This window comes from Clostridioides sp. LIBA-6822 (assembly GCF_056688955.1).
Genome location: NZ_CP196995.1, coordinates 2,376,939 through 2,392,845, shown reverse-complemented (window position 1 = coordinate 2,392,845; position 15,907 = coordinate 2,376,939). Strand labels below are relative to the sequence as shown.

General features: G+C 27.3%; 16 protein-coding genes. 9 read left to right on the top strand and 7 right to left on the bottom strand.

Annotated elements, in window-relative coordinates; translation table 11 throughout:
* Positions 1-59: 59 nt before the first annotated feature.
* Positions 60-641, bottom strand: a complete 582-nt coding sequence (locus tag ACTG48_RS11535; RefSeq protein WP_479916914.1) for a hypothetical protein — start codon at positions 639-641, stop codon at positions 60-62.
* A gap of 128 nt (positions 642-769) precedes the next feature.
* Positions 770-1,495 (bottom strand): hypothetical protein, encoded by a 726-nt coding sequence (locus tag ACTG48_RS11530; protein ID WP_479916913.1) that lies wholly within the window; start codon positions 1,493-1,495, stop codon positions 770-772.
* A gap of 179 nt (positions 1,496-1,674) precedes the next feature.
* On the opposite strand from ACTG48_RS11530, the gene ACTG48_RS11525 reads away from it, so the two are divergent.
* The 5 genes from ACTG48_RS11525 (at position 1,675) to ACTG48_RS11505 (ending at position 6,626) form a co-directional block, all read left to right on the top strand.
* Complete coding sequence (locus ACTG48_RS11525; RefSeq protein WP_021384994.1) at positions 1,675-1,878, top strand: helix-turn-helix domain-containing protein; 204 nt, start codon at positions 1,675-1,677, stop codon at positions 1,876-1,878.
* 162 nt (positions 1,879-2,040) lie between these two features.
* Complete coding sequence (locus tag ACTG48_RS11520) at positions 2,041-3,195, top strand: 1-deoxy-D-xylulose-5-phosphate reductoisomerase (protein WP_479916912.1); 1,155 nt, start codon at positions 2,041-2,043, stop codon at positions 3,193-3,195.
* Positions 3,196-3,207: 12 nt separating this feature from the next.
* Complete coding sequence (gene rseP, locus ACTG48_RS11515; RefSeq protein ID WP_021384977.1) at positions 3,208-4,212, top strand: RIP metalloprotease RseP; 1,005 nt, start codon at positions 3,208-3,210, stop codon at positions 4,210-4,212.
* A 188-nt stretch (positions 4,213-4,400) separates the two neighbouring features.
* Positions 4,401-5,456 carry a flavodoxin-dependent (E)-4-hydroxy-3-methylbut-2-enyl-diphosphate synthase gene (ispG, locus tag ACTG48_RS11510; RefSeq protein WP_479916911.1) on the top strand — a complete coding sequence of 352 codons (1,056 nt, stop codon included), beginning with the start codon at positions 4,401-4,403 and terminating at the stop codon, positions 5,454-5,456.
* Positions 5,457-5,801: 345 nt separating this feature from the next.
* Positions 5,802-6,626, top strand: coding sequence for a DUF5780 domain-containing protein (locus ACTG48_RS11505; RefSeq protein WP_479916910.1), 825 nt, complete (start codon positions 5,802-5,804; stop codon positions 6,624-6,626).
* Between the two features lie 478 nt (positions 6,627-7,104).
* On the opposite strand, the gene ACTG48_RS11500 is transcribed toward ACTG48_RS11505, so the two are convergent.
* Positions 7,105-8,226, bottom strand: coding sequence for a DUF3810 domain-containing protein (locus ACTG48_RS11500; protein WP_479916909.1), 1,122 nt, complete (start codon positions 8,224-8,226; stop codon positions 7,105-7,107).
* A gap of 197 nt (positions 8,227-8,423) precedes the next feature.
* Between ACTG48_RS11500 and ACTG48_RS11495 the strand changes: the two genes are divergently transcribed.
* Complete coding sequence (locus ACTG48_RS11495; protein ID WP_021384965.1) at positions 8,424-8,648, top strand: hypothetical protein; 225 nt, start codon at positions 8,424-8,426, stop codon at positions 8,646-8,648.
* Between the two features lie 46 nt (positions 8,649-8,694).
* The gene (locus ACTG48_RS11490; RefSeq protein WP_479916908.1) at positions 8,695-9,219 is read left to right on the top strand and encodes a GNAT family N-acetyltransferase; all 525 of its coding nucleotides are present in this window, start codon (positions 8,695-8,697) and stop codon (positions 9,217-9,219) included.
* A gap of 110 nt (positions 9,220-9,329) precedes the next feature.
* Here ACTG48_RS11490 and ACTG48_RS11485 read toward each other — a convergent pair whose 3' ends face one another.
* Together ACTG48_RS11485 and ACTG48_RS11480 are read right to left on the bottom strand one after the other, a co-directional pair.
* Entirely contained in the window at positions 9,330-9,476 is a 147-nt protein-coding gene (locus ACTG48_RS11485; RefSeq protein WP_021384980.1) for a hypothetical protein, read from the bottom strand.
* A 138-nt stretch (positions 9,477-9,614) separates the two neighbouring features.
* Positions 9,615-10,541: an AEC family transporter gene (locus ACTG48_RS11480; RefSeq protein ID WP_021384968.1), complete on the bottom strand. Its 927-nt coding sequence runs from the start codon at positions 10,539-10,541 to the stop codon at positions 9,615-9,617.
* 191 nt (positions 10,542-10,732) lie between these two features.
* Here ACTG48_RS11480 and ACTG48_RS11475 point away from each other — a divergent pair, with 191 nt between their 5' ends.
* Positions 10,733-12,604, top strand: a complete 1,872-nt coding sequence (locus ACTG48_RS11475; RefSeq protein WP_021384960.1) for a tetratricopeptide repeat protein — start codon at positions 10,733-10,735, stop codon at positions 12,602-12,604.
* 91 nt (positions 12,605-12,695) lie between these two features.
* Here the strand turns inward: ACTG48_RS11475 and ACTG48_RS11470 are convergent, their stop codons facing one another.
* Positions 12,696-13,631 (bottom strand): magnesium transporter CorA family protein, encoded by a 936-nt coding sequence (locus tag ACTG48_RS11470; RefSeq protein WP_021384983.1) that lies wholly within the window; start codon positions 13,629-13,631, stop codon positions 12,696-12,698.
* A 501-nt stretch (positions 13,632-14,132) separates the two neighbouring features.
* Between ACTG48_RS11470 and ACTG48_RS11465 the strand changes: the two genes are divergently transcribed.
* The gene (locus tag ACTG48_RS11465; protein ID WP_021384966.1) at positions 14,133-14,645 is read left to right on the top strand and encodes a flavin reductase family protein; all 513 of its coding nucleotides are present in this window, start codon (positions 14,133-14,135) and stop codon (positions 14,643-14,645) included.
* A 164-nt stretch (positions 14,646-14,809) separates the two neighbouring features.
* Here ACTG48_RS11465 and ACTG48_RS11460 read toward each other — a convergent pair whose 3' ends face one another.
* Positions 14,810-15,868 (bottom strand): NAD(P)H-dependent flavin oxidoreductase, encoded by a 1,059-nt coding sequence (locus ACTG48_RS11460; protein ID WP_079747000.1) that lies wholly within the window; start codon positions 15,866-15,868, stop codon positions 14,810-14,812.
* Positions 15,869-15,907 lie beyond the last annotated feature (39 nt).

Sequence of the window (15,907 nt, the reverse complement as noted above, 5' to 3'; positions counted from 1 at the left end):
ATTATTTTGTATCTTATTAAATAACTCAATGCATATTTATGTAGGTCAAAAAATATAAATCACTTAAAACGGTTTTTATATTTATATAAAAATTCTTCTATATTTTTTGATTGTTCCCATATTTCAATTGCATCTATATCTAGTAAATAAAGGATAGAATCATTTACAAGCTCAACATACTCACCATCTTCCGAACCAAGTGCATGTCTTTCAATTTTTAATCCTTTTTCCTTATAATATCTTTTTGTTTCTCTATATAGTGATTCTCGTTTTTGTATATAGTCCTTTACTTCATTGTTTGGAAAGTTATATGAATCTACCAATGTTTCACCATTTATAAAAGTTTTTTCAGTAGCAATTTTTTCATCCCAACAATGAATTTCATCCCAGCTAAAAAATATCTCAGTTCCATCTGGGATGAATGAAAATCTAGTGATAATGTATAAATAGTTATTGAAATTTACTTCATAATATTCAGGAATATCTTCAAATTCAATATAGTAATTTGTATAATTAAAATTGCTACTTTCTTTTTTTACAAATGGTATTTTCTCAATAAATTTATATATTGATTGTTCATTTTTAAAAATTCCTATATCATAACTTTTTTCAAATTGATTAATCTTTAATAAATATGGCATATTTTCTCCTTTTTTCTGAACTATGATTTTAAAAATTTTAATTAAATGTTTGTATATACTTTATATCATATTATAATAATGAGTTTTAAATCAATAGAACAGTATGTATTTTTTATATAGATATTTTTCTAGTTTTGTAATGTCCAGTATTCATAACCAAATATACTTTTTCTTTTACAGAGTTGGACTAATTTGTTTTTATTTGTTGATTTGTACATTTTATTGGAAACTTTCATTCTTTTTATTTCATTACCTACCTCTATTTTAAAATAGTGTTCCTTTCCAGAACGAGAAGAAATACTTACTTTATCAATAACCCTTACAAATTCAGTTTTGGGGTTGTCCAATGTAGCAATATAATTTAAAGCTGGTGTTGTAGAAAAACTAAGGATGAATGTAGAAAAGAGAACCAATAGGATAATAAATTTTGTTTCTCTTATTTTTTTTGAAATTAACATTAGAACATAAGGTACAAATAATATTATCATATAAATGAAAACAAAACTGAATTTCTCTTTTGTCGATGTATATAATAAATTTGTTGATAGAAGAAGAAGCATTATTGATAATACACATGCAGTGAAAGGAAATGGTATATAATATTTTCTTAAATTTCTTTTTTTAGGCATTTCCATTGGCATTTTAGGATATAGTAATAAATACATTATCCAACAAAATAATGAGACAAATATGTGTATGGAGAATTTGATTTTTGTGGGAAGAAAAAAAGCAATAACAGCAAGTGTTGTTAGAGTATAACGAATGATATGAGCAATATTTCTTTCTTTTTCTATGGCAGTCAAATCCCAATGATTTTTTATAAACTCGAGTTTTCTTTTTTGAGTCTGATTCATTTAATCATCTCCTGTGAGTAGTATAGTTTTTGAATCTATTACTTTGATTTATTTTAACATATTTATGTTTATTAAACTATAATTGACATCTATATTATATAAAGAATTATTTATCTAAATAGATGAAAATTTTCCAAAATAGATAAAATGTGATAGAATATATTTTGCGAGGTGATAACATGATTTCATACGCTCCACTATGGAAATTATTAATTGATAGAAAAATAAAGAAAATGGAATTTGTAAATATATCAGGTATAAGTATTTCTGTTTTAGGTAGATTAGGAAATGATAAATCTGTTTCTATGGATACGATGGAAAAGATATGTCTAGCACTAGACTGTAAAATAGAGGATGTTGTTGAAATAAAAAGAGACATTTAGGGATGCTAAAACATTTTATAATACTTTATAAAATATAGAAACAATAGATTAATTTTAGTTTGTAGAATACTATATGAAATTTCTATGAATAGTAAAAATAATTGTTTTAGTAGTGTTATAATGTTCTGATAGGGTATATTTATTATTAGAAAGGATTATTATATGAAGAAGATATCAATTTTAGGTTCTACAGGCTCTATAGGTAAACAAACTTTGGATGTAGTTAGAGAAAATAGAGATAAGTTTGAGATAGTTGCAATATCAGCTAATAGTAATATTGAGTTATTATTAGAACAAATAGTAGAATTTAAACCTAAATATGTAACAGTTTTTGAGGAAGACAGGGCATTAAAATTAAAAGAAATGTTGTCAAAAAATATAGAAATAGAAGTTTTAACAGGTATGGAAGGATTAAAAATAATATCATCGCTTGATGAAGTTGATGTACTTCTAACCGCTGTTGTGGGAATGATAGGGTTAGTTCCAACTCTTTGTGCTATAAAGAAGGGAATAGACATAGCATTAGCGAATAAAGAAACGTTAGTAACTGCTGGAGAACTTGTAATGAGAGAGGCAGAAAAATATAATGTAAATATTCTACCTGTTGATAGTGAACATAGTGCTATATTTCAATGTTTAAATGGAGAAAATAAAAAAAACATAGAAAAGATAATACTTACAGCGTCTGGTGGTCCATTTAGAGGAAAGAAAAAAAATGAACTTATAAATATAACTAAAAATGAAGCTTTAAAGCATCCAAATTGGAGTATGGGGAGAAAGATAAGTATTGATTCTTCAACACTTATGAATAAAGGTCTTGAAGTTATAGAAGCTAAGTGGCTATTTGGGGTAGAACAAGAAAATATAGATGTAGTAGTTCATCCACAAAGTATAATCCATTCAATGGTACAGTATACAGATAGCTCAATAATAGCACAATTAGGATGCCCAGATATGAGACTACCAATACAGTATGCTCTTACATATCCAGATAGAATGGAAAGTAACTTTGAAAGAATGAATTTTTCAAAATTTAGTACTTTAACTTTTGAAGAACCAGATTTGGAAACTTTTCCATGTTTAAAATTGGCTTATGAGTGTTTAAAAATGGGAGGAACTTATTCTTCTGTTCTAAATTCAGCAAATGAAGTTTTGGTAAGTGAATTTTTAGAGGATAAAATTGGTTTCTATGACATACCATATTACATAGAGAAGACTTTAGAAGTTCATAGTAGCATAAGTAAACCAACATTAGAGGAAATTTTAGAAACAGATAGATGGAGTAGAGCTTATGTTACAAATCTGATAAAAAAATAGGAAGGTGAATTTATGACTATAATAGCTGCATTAATACTATTTAGTATAATTGTATTAATACATGAGTTAGGACATTTTATATTTGCAAAAAGAAGTGGTATAAAGGTAAATGAGTTTTCTATAGGGATGGGACCTAAGATATATAGTGTAAAAAAAGATACTGAGTATTCTATAAGAGCACTTCCGATTGGTGGGTATGTAAGTATGGAAGGCGAAGATGAAGAACAAGTAAGTCCAAATTCTTTTGGAAATAAATCTATATTACAAAGATTTAGTACTATTGTAGCAGGGCCAATATTTAATATAATATTAGCAGCAATACTTTTGGTACCAGTATTCTTATATATAGGTTCTCCAACCACTCAATTAGGAAAGATAATGCCAAATACTCCTGCACAATCTGTAGGACTTCAAGTAGGAGATAAGATAAATAAAATTAATGGTAATTCTGTTAAGACTTGGGATGAAGTTGCAAATATAATAAATACTTCCTCTGGTGGAGAATTGAAACTTAGTATAACTAGAGATGGAAGTGACAAAGTTATAAATGTAACACCTAAAAACAACAATGGAAAGTATGAAATAGGAATTCAGCCTCAAAGAGAAAAAGATTTTTTTGGTTCAATTGTAAATGCATGTAAAACTACTGTAGATATGACAAAACAAATGTTGACATTCTTAGGTCAAATGATTACAGGACGTGTTCCAGGAGGAATTGGTAATGCTGTTGCAGGACCAGTAGGTGTTATTGGTATGGTATCAGATGCAGCTCGTACAGGTATCATAAATGTAGTGTATTTAGCTGCTATAATAAGTTTAAATTTAGGTATAGTAAATCTATTGCCAATACCAGCCCTTGATGGATGGAGAATACTTATGTTATTACTAGAAGCAGTTAGAGGTGGTAAAAAACTTGACCCAAATAAAGAGGGTATGATAAATGTGGTTGGTTTTGGAGCTTTGATGTTATTTATGCTTTTTATCACATATAAAGATATATTAAGGTTATTTCAATAATTTAGTTTTTTATAAAGATTAAGAAAAGGGCTATGTAGTTTTAAGTAAGAATAAATAAGTTTCAATATATGAAATTTATTCTTATTTATTTAACTATATAGCTTTTTAATTTATAATATATATATGTAGATTAGAGTATTTTTAATAGTTAAGTAGAGTTAATATAAAATAATATATAGAGGTGGAATATGAGTTACGAAAGAAGAAAAACTAGAGAAGTAAGTGTAGGAAGTATAAAAATAGGAGGAGAGAATCCTATAAGTATACAATCTATGACAAACACTGATACAAGAGATGCAGATGCTACAATAGCTCAAATAAAGAGATTAGAGGAAGCTGGTTGTGATATCGTTAGAGTGGCTGTTCCTGATATTAAAGCAGCTAAGAATATAGGTAAGATAAAGTCTAGTGTAAATATACCTATTATAGCTGATATACATTTTGATTATAAGTTGGCTCTTGAAGCTATAGAACAAGGTGTTGATGGAATTAGAATAAATCCTGGTAACATTGGAAACATAGAAAGAGTTAAAGCTGTAGTTGAGAAATGTAAGGAAAAAAATTTAAAAATTAGAATTGGAGTTAATGGTGGTTCTTTAGAAAAAGAACTTTTAAAAAAGTATGGTTCTGCAACAGCTGAAGCATTAGTTGAAAGTGCTATGGGACATATTAAGATTCTTGAAGATTTAGATTTTTATAATATCGTTATATCTCTAAAATCATCTGATATTTATAAAACTGTTGATGCATATGAATTAATATCAAAAAAAGTTGATTATCCTCTTCATGTTGGAATCACAGAATCTGGAAGTGTCCATAAAGGAACAATAAAATCTTCTATAGGTGTAGGAGCACTCCTTCTTAAAGGAATTGGAGATACTGTTAGAATATCTTTGACAGGTGACCCAGTTGAAGAGGTTGTTGTTGGTAAACAAATTTTAAGAAGTTTGGGTCTTCTGAATGATAAGATTAAGGTTATATCATGTCCTACATGTGGTAGATGTAATATAGATTTAATTGGTGTTGTAAATGAGGTTGAACAAAAGATTGGTAATATGGAAAAAGATATTACTGTTGCAATTATGGGATGTGCTGTAAATGGACCTGGTGAGGCTAGAGAAGCAGATATAGGTATTGCTGGTGGTAAAGGTGAAGGTCTTTTATTTAAAAAAGGCGAAATAGTGAGAATGATTGATGGAGACAAGTTAGTTGATGAGTTACTAGAAGAGATTGATAAGTTATAGTATACAATCGAGAGATGTTAATTGGCTAGATTTTTTAATATTTTTAGAATAGGTTTTTTCTAGAATATTTAATTATCTAGCCATTTTTAATTTGATAAATCTTAAAAAATATAAGGAATCTATATTCTAATTTAATTATATATACATGACCTAAGCTCTATTCTAGATTTATGAAAATAAAATAAAATTTAATATAATGAAAAAATACTGGGATAATGTTGAATTTTATTTGCCATTGTGATAAAATTTAATTACTAAAATTACTGGAATATTATGTAAATATAAGTCTTAATATTTTTGGTAAATTATTTTAGTATAAATTAATAAAAGAAAGGGGGAAGAACTATGAAATATAGAAAAATATCTAGTTTACCCATTTTAGTTGTTGCCTTGTTGATTATTGGAACTACAACAACATTTTCTCTTAACACAACCAATTCAGAAGGAATAAATTCATACTCAGAAAATACACAAAGTGCTACAACACATAAAGTCTCATATACTTCAAATAGTAAAGGTCTTGTTTATAACAAAAATATTCCACTATTCATAAATAATAGCAAAGTACAGTATGATGATAGTCCATACCATTGGCCTAGCAATGTTATAAATTTAACAAATGCCAGTAAAAAGGCAATTATGGACTATGAAATTACATGTTTAGCATATGATAAAAATGGAAAACCACTTGAGTTGTATTGGGATGCTCAAAATGTAGCAACAAATGGCGAAGTAGGAAGTGTTGGATTTAGTCCAGATGGTGTAGACTATGGCATTGTAGCAGGAATATCTCCTGTGTCTCCAAAATCATATTCACATATTTATAGAAAAATGCAACAACAACCACCAAAGGATATAATAAGTATGTTTGAAAAACAACAAGGTAAGGCATGGGTAGAAAAATGGCTGAAAGAATGGCAGCAAATGGAGAAAGAATATGCAAAGAAAAATGCAATAAAATCAGGAAATAAGCAAGATGAAGCTTTTCTATTGTTTGATAAATGGAAACAATCAACTGGAGAGCATGATGTAAAGTATATAATATCATGTGTAAAACAAGTAACATTTAGTGATGGTAGTGTGTGGAAAAATTCAGCATATGAGAATTGGTTGAAAGGTTTTCAAGGAAAATCAGTGGCTACTAGTATATTAGAAAATTACTATAAGTAATATTTGATGAAATTAAAATTAAGTAGGCATTTAGCTAATACTAAGCTGGTTAAATTTCCAATGATTTAGTTGGAAATATAAGTTACACAAAGATATTTTGATTCTAATAAAATGAATTATATATAAGATTATGGGCATGTATCAGATTTTGATATGTGCTTTTTTATTTTAAAATCTTAGATAAAATATTTATCAAAGATGATGAAAATATTTGTAATAGAATAGTTAGAAGTGAAAATATTATATAGATATTATAAGGCGAAATAGTTATATTCTATAATTATACAATAGAATGTATTGTTATTTAACATATTTGTTTTAAAATCAAATAAAATTAGAAATATAAGCGCTATTTTACATCCAAAATATACATAGTTTCAAATTATATGTAAGCAATTTGATTGAAATAATTTATTTAACTTAACAAACAGCTGACTTAACACCAGCTGTTTGTTAATAGAGTTTTGAATTGTAGTACTTAATATGGATATAATTCATAATAGGTTAATAATAAATCGACCATTTTGCCATAACTCTGAGTACCTTCAGCGACACCATTAGCTTTTAAATAAGAATTATTAAACTCATTAGAAATTTCATTGATTTTACCTTCATATTTTTGCCAGAATTCACTTTGGTTTTTTAAATCTCTACGAACAGAATCTGAAATACCAGCAGAAATTTCAATATAGGCATCATAATCAACTGTACTTAATGCAGAAGCAGTATGATTTAAAGCTAGAATATAACCAGAATAGTTAAAATCAATATTAGGGTGTTTTATAGAAGTAAGATACGCTATAAAATTAGCTTCATCTTCACTAGCAAATCCCCTTTGATGTGCCATCTCATGTTCAACTGTACAAGGAATATACAAGTCAGGTATTGCTACATTTACATTTGCTTCGCCTGTAAAAGGAAAATATATACCAGCTATTCCTGTATAACACATAAGATTTGATGAAATAACATATTTAGCCTTAGAATAATTGCCACTAACACTAGGTAATATATCTAGAATATTATCATAGCCTAGTTGAGCTCTATTTATGACACCTTTATAATCTGTATTAGATTTTACAACACCATTCTTACCTTGTAATGTTAGTTTTCTAGTTTCATTTGACTTAGTTACGAGGAATTTATATAGTCTAGCAAGCTCGTTAACACTATGTTGTTTTGATTGAATAGAGCTATTGTTTTTTAAATTATATTGATTTATGAGGGTAGTTTCAAGTGGAATTCTATTATAGTTTATCCCCCAAAGCACTATAAAAAGAAAGTATGCTATTGATACAATGGATAATATATTTAAAATAGCATTTTTCAAAAATGTTTTTAAATTTTTTTTCTTATTAAAAATCGTAAATATAGTAGAACATAAAAATAAAAAGACAGATATAACGATTATGTACATTGTAATTTCATAGAGAGAAAATGGAAAAATTCCTGAAATTTTACTCAGTATTTGTATAATTGTTTTGTCTATGATTTGAGAGTAATATTTTTCAACAATATGCGGAATTTTACTTGCTATAAAATTTAAAAGTAAAGCAATAGGAAAAAGAATTAAAGAAAAATATTTTGCTTTTTTGTTCATATTTCACCTCACAGAATCTAGTTTATATAAAACTATTATATATCACTTGGAGATAGATTGTAAAATAAGTATAGATATATGTATTTATAACTTTATACTAAATAAATGATAAGTTATAATATATTAATATGAATAAACAATATGTATACAACTAATAATAATAAAAAATATTAATTATATAAGGAGTAGATAAAAACATGGTAATAAAACTTACTAAAGACAATTTTAATTTTAGATTCAAGCAATATGAAGGTATGTTTTTTCATGCTGAAGTAACTGAAGGGGAAGAGTCAATTAGATATAAAATAACTAAGGATGAAGACGGCACAGAGCTAAAAGAATTTGGAAATACACATATAAAAGAGAATATGATATATGTGCCTCAAATAGAAGCATACATAGATTTAAAAGGTATAAAATAAGACTTAGAAAGTTTTAAATAAGAAAGTTTAAAAGGGGGAATCTAATATGAGTAATGCTATAGATATAACAATAAGACCTATAAGAAGAGAAGATGCACAAGCTGTTAATGAAATGAGAAGAGCATATGGTGTTATGAGAAATACTTTGGCTTTAATGAGTGACAGAGTGGATAAAACGACAGCTATGCTGGATTCTTTAGGAGAAAATGATTACATGTTTGTAGCTGAAATTGATAATAATGGAGAAAAAACTGTAATAGGTTTTGCTGGTTTACATGTAAATTCTTCTCCAAGATTAAGACATAGTGCAGAATTAGGTATAACTGTCAATGAGAACTATCATAGAAGAGGAGTAGGAAAAAAACTTATAGAACAGCTTTTAGATATAGCAGATAATTGGATTATGTTAGCTAGAGTAGGATTAGAAGTAATTGTGGACAATGAAAAAGGATTAAATTTATATAAAAAATTAGGCTTTGAAGTAGAGGGTATTAAAAGATATGCTGTAATTAGAGATGGAAAGTTTGAAGATATCTATATTATGGGAAGATATAATAAAAATTTAATTTAAAGAAGTAAGTAGTAATAGAGAAGTAGAATAAATTGTCTTTAATAGAGGGTTTTCATTAAAGATAATTTATTCTACTTCTCTATTGTATTAAAAAACTTATTTTTAAATGCTTACAAAAACATTCTATATACAAATAAAATTATTAGCAATATCAAAGCTATTTTGAAAGCTAGACTGGCAACAGTCTTGATAATTTTTACAGAAACACCTATAGCAACTATAGCAAATACTATTTTAAAGAGTAAATCTATATCCATATTTAAGCCTCCTATTCTATAATACATATAGATATTATTGACAAATATCTAGGAAAAAATTCCATCAATATACTACAATAAAATGTTTATATTTGTAATTTATTGAATATGTTATTATATAATACATAAAAGAATAAATCAAGACAACAATAAAATACTTATAAAAGGTATAGATATAACTGAAAATAGTGTTGTAAAAAACACACATTGTGAAGCAAGTGTTATATTAGAATCATATTGATTAGCCATTATAGCAGTATTTGCAGCAGCAGGCATGGAAGAAATTACTACTGGTATAGCTAAAATCATATTATCATTTACCCATCCCTTTAGAATAAAATATACAATTACAGGAAGTACCAATAATCTTATAAAAGTGACTAGATATAATTTTTTATTGACAAAACAATCTAGAGCTGAAGAGTTAGCAAGTAAACTTCCAATGATAATCATGGATATTGGTGTAGTGATATTTCCTAACATCTTAAGTGGGTCATTTATAAATTGAGGTAATCTAAGTCCTGTAACGAATAAAAAAAGTCCAATAACCACAGCTACTGTAGCAGGGCTTATAAGTGATTTCATTGAAAAACCTTTGTTTGTACTACCTTTAGATAGAAGGTAAATTCCTAAAGTAAAAGAAAACAAGTTAAATGGTAAATTGAATATCGCAGTATAGAATATCGCTTCATGACCTAGAACAGCTTCAATTACAGGATAGCCCATAAAAGCAACATTTGAAAAAACAACTATATACTGATATATCCCCAAATCTTTTTCATTGTCACATTTCAAAATGTATTTTAATAAAAATGCAATTATAATTGAGACTATATACATAATCAGAGATGTAAATAATAACAATAGTATTTTTTGTATCATTTTATTATCAAAGTTAATTTGCATGGAGCTAATTATCATTGATGGCAAAAAAACCGTCATTGTTAAATTTGAAAGTTTAGATGTACAGTGGTCATCTAATAAGTTGAATTTTCTGACAAAATATCCGACTAAAATAATTATAAATAAAACTGCTACTTGAATAAAAATGTTGCTGAAATTCATAAAATGTCCCCTCCCTATATATACATTATATACCAATTATATAATAAAATCTAATGATTATAAAATTTAAAATCTAATGTTACAATATAGTGACAAAAGGTAAAAATTCAATATTATAGCATTAATTATGGATTATAATGTATAATAATGTTTGAGAGAATATATTTTATAAAATGGGTAGGTAGCTAATAATGAAAAATACAAAATTTTCTATAAAAAAAATAAAAAATATATCCAGTGACCCGAAAGTTGTACACACTAAAGGGGCTCTTCTTGAAAAGATGGGTAAGACAGAAAGTGCAATAGAATTATATAAGAGTGCAGCATTGGATAATTATGTAAAGTCTCAATACACTTTGGGGAATATATATGAAAGTAAGAAACAATTTAAAGAAGCAGAAAAATGGTACTCAATGGCATATAAAAGTGGAAGTGATGATGCTGCTTTTGATTTAGGTAATATGTATTATAGATTAGATGGTTACGAGTATGCTATATATTGGTATGAAAAGATAGCAACTCTAGGGTATTTACAAGCACAAAATAATTTGGGTGTATGCCATTTTAAAATGAAAGATTTTATAAGATGTGAAAAATGGTTAAAAGAAGCAGCAGACAATAACCTAGGTAAAGCTTGTTTTAATTTAGGAGTATTATATACTTTTTTAGAAAAAGATGATGATGCATATGAATATTATAAAAAAGGTTCTGTACTCTTAGATGATGATGCAAAATATAATTTAGCAATATTAAATGGGAAAAAGAAAGATAATAAATCAACAGTAAGTTTATATAAGCAATTATACAAATCAGGTCATATAAAAGGTTGTTTTAATTTAGGTATGATTATGGAAATAAATGATAATCTAGAAGAAGCAGAGAGGTATTATAAAAAGAGTGCAGATAGAGAAGATGTAAAATCTGAATACAGACTTGCATATGTATATGATAGAAAAGAAGAATTAGGAGATGCAATTTATTATTATGAGAAGGCAATAGAAAAAAATCATACACTTTCTAAATATAGACTTGCTAACCTATATAATAGGGAGAATGATATAGAAAAAGCAAAAACTTATTATAAAATGGCCGCAGAAGATGACATAACAGAGGCAAAAAATAATCTAGCAGGTATATATTTTGAAGAAAAAGATTATGAAAATGCTATTAAATATTATGAAGATGCTATAGCCGTTGGATGCAAAAGTTCCCTTGAAAATCTTGGAGATTTATATTATCAAAATCAAGACATAGAAAAAGCGATTTTGTATTATTCAAGGATTCCAAATAATGCATCTTGTCAAATCAAATTAGGAAACATCTATGAAGATTTAAACAATATCGAAGAAGCTATAATTTGGTACAAAAAAGCATCTGAAAATGGAGATACTAGGTCTAGCTATAGATTGGGATGCATATATGAAAATCTAGGTAACACAAAAAATGCTAGAAAATATTTTGAGATGGCAAGTAGCAAAAACCATATGAATGCTCGTATACACTTAGGTAGAATTTATTTCAGAGAAGGAAAATTGGAAGAAGCCAAAATGATGTTTGATACACCCGCTAATGAAAATAATGTGTATGCTCAACATATGGTAGGATTAATTTATGATATGTTTTATAAAGATTATGTAAATTCTAAGTTTTGGTATGAAAAGTCTAGAGCACAAGGCTGTGTTGAATCAATATATAATTTAGGACAAATTTATTTGAAATTAAATGATGATGTAGAAGCCGAGAAATATTATAAAGAAGGTATTAAATATGGAAGTAAGAAGTGTGAGTATATGCTTGCAGGTCTTTATTACAAAAAAAGTTTAGATATGTATACTTCTTTAGCTAATGAAGAATATGATAATTGTGAAGAGATAGTAGAAGATTTTCCTAATTTAAATATAAATTTTGATGAAGTATTAATTCCTCCATTTAAGCTACAAGAAGAAGTAATTGACGAAGAAGAGTATGTGCCTATTTATATATTAAATATAAAAGAGAGTCTAGATTCAATGTTAGAAGGTCTTGAAACTGAAATGATTATAGATGAAGAACATGATAATTAAAAAACTTTATAAGAGTATATAGATTTAAATGTATAAAAGCCCTTAGAATAAATGAAGTCAATTTATTCTAAGGGCTTTTTTTATTAATATTTTATAATAGCTTATTTCTTGACATGAAAAATGTAATCACTATACATATTATAGAGGTAATAAGAAGAATAATCCAAAATCCATTTGGATTATTAGAAAATGGCATATTTATAACATTCATACCAAAAAATCCTGATATTATTGTAGGTATTGAGAAAATTAGTGTAACTACTGTTAAAATTTGCATAACATTATTTTGATTATTACTTATAATTGCGCTGAAAGCATCCATAATTCTACTCAATATATCTCCATATATTTTAGCCATATCAAGAGCCTGTCTATTTTCGACTATAACATCTTCTAATAGGTCTTCATCGTCTGGGTATTTCTTTATACCAGCAGTTCTAACCATCTTGTTTAAAACCAGTTCATTAGATTTTAGTGAAGTAGAGAAGTATACCAAAGACTTTTCTAATTCCAATAACTGAACCAATTCTCTGTTTTTCATTGATTTGTAAATTTCTCGCTCTATTATGATTGTCATTTTATTTATTTTTCTTAAGTAATGCAAGTAATAAGCTGCATTTTTGTGAAGAATCTGAAGTAAAAAGCGAGTTTTTTTAAATGTAAAGAAATCTTTAATATGACCAACTATAAAGTCGTTTAAAATCTTAGTTTGTGCATTACAAACTGTTATAATAGCTTCTTTAGTTATTATAATACCTAGGGGTATTGTAGTATAATGAGAAGAATTAGAGTCACTTTCGTCTACTGGTATATCTATAAGTATAAGAGTATGATTGTCTTCAACATCTATTCTTGAGCGTTCTTCTTCATCTAGTGCAGATTCTATATTTTCTACATCTATATTTAATAAATTAGAAATTTCGTTGATTTCACTATGATTAGGTTCAACAAGATTTATCCAACAGCCATCTTCAAAAAAACTAAGTTTCTCTAGTTTTGAATCTATAGTTTTGTAATATCTTATCATGGCAACACATCCTTTATTCAGTTTTATATAAATCTCATCATTTAATAGTATCTATTAATTAGCTAATTTATATAACTGAATATATGTATTAGTTTTAATTTTAGATATTATTAAGTGATGAGATTGTGAAAAATTCTCTCCGCAACGGACTAGTATCCATTGCCCATCACTCTCCTTATTTATTATTTTATAGATACCTATGTACGAAATTCGTATTTTAAGCACTCTTTAATATAATACCTTTTCCAGGTATATAAATCAAGTTTTGATTTGATTAAATAATATTTTTACCAAAATTTACATGCAAAATATAGAGGTTATATTTAATTTAAATAAAGAATATATATATTCTGAGTGAAAATATTAAATATATTAAAAAAATAAGTGTGTATTCATATATTTACTTATTTACAATAATATATTTAAAAAGGGTATTTTACTTATAGTTTGTAAGGAAAATAAGAGTACCATAAATATAAGAGAATGAGAGGGTATTGAGATATGAGTGAATTTAAAGAAATTGTGGCAGAAGAGATTAAAAACAACCCATTTGGATTGATAGGCAAAGATTGGACACTTATAACAGCAGAAAAAGAAGGTAAAGTAAATACTATGACTGCTAGTTGGGGTGGTCTTGGAGTTATGTGGGGAAAAGATGTTGCCTTTGTAGTAATAAGACCACAGCGTTATACTAAGGAATTTATAGATAATACAGATAAATTTTCTCTTACTTTTTTTGAGGAAGATTTCCGTAAAGAGCTTTCATATTGTGGAAAAGTATCTGGTAGAGAAGAGGATAAGATATCACAGATTGGATTTAATATAGAATACTTAAATAATACACCTTATTTTAAAGAAGCAAAGATGGCTATTATATGTAAAAAAATGTATAGTCAGAAAATCGAGCCTCAATGTTTTATTGCTGAAGGCATAGATGGAAGATGGTATCCACAAAAGGATTATCACACTTTGTATATAGCTGAAATAACTAATGTGCTTGTAAAAGAAGATTAAATATAAGACTACTATTACATTGAGTTGAATAGAAGAATAGTAAAAATAGATTGACATATAAAAGTATATAAAAAAGCTAAGGAAGTAAATATGTTAATAAAGATTAATCAATAACATATTTAAACTCCTTAGCTTGATAAAATTTTAAATTATAATTTTTTAAATTACAACTCAGAAATTAATTCATTGATAACATCTTCAACAGTGCTTAACTTGTCAATCTTATATGCATCATTTCCACAAAATAAAAGTGAATTTTCCACATCTCCTTTAACTGCATTGATTAAAGCTTGGGAAATACAGTAAGGAGTTTCTTTTGGGTTACAAGGAATCAAGCAATTGTAACATTTTGTTATTTCTGGACGAGTTATTTTAACTTCTTCTATAAATTTATTTCTTATAGCACGTCCAGGAAGGCCTACAGGGCTTTTAACTATATGAACATCGTCTTCACTAGCATTTATGTATGCCATTTTAAAGTTCTCATGTGCATCACATTCATAAGTAGCAACAAATCTTGTACCAACTTGCACACCACTGGCTCCCATGTCTATATATTTTTTAACATCACTGCTAGATGTTATACCACCAGCAGCAACAACCGGAATATTTCTACCAAATTTTTCTCCATAAGTATTTGCAACTTTTAAAATTTCAACAAATTCCTTATCATAGTCTATAGAATCTATGTTATCAAGTTCCTCATTAGAGTATCCAAGGTGACCACCAGCTTTTGGACCTTCAACAACTATTAAGTCAGCAGTAGTTTTTTCTTTCCTATCCCACATTTTTAAAATTACACTAGCAGCTTTTGCAGTTGAAACTATAGGAGCTATTTTTACATTACTTCCTTTTACTAATGATGGTAGCTTATTAGGTAATCCAGCTCCGGATATTATAAGGTCTACACCAGCTTTAACAGCTTCTTTTACGTATGTTTCGTATTCTTTCATAGCCACCATAAAATTAATACCAATAATACCACCATTTGAGATTTCTTTAGCTCTAGAAATATGTTTTTTTATAGCTCTTAAATTTGCATTTATAGTGTTAGTTTCAAAATCTTCCTCATCGTATCCAATTTGAACCCCAGAAATTACACCAACACCACCAAGCTTAGCAACTGCACCAGCTAATGATGATCTAGATATACCAACGCCCATTCCACCTTGAATTATCGGAACTTTTGCAACTAAATCTCTAATTATTAACTCTTTTATGATAATCCCTCCTCAATGTAAACATGTTTAAAGAACTAGATT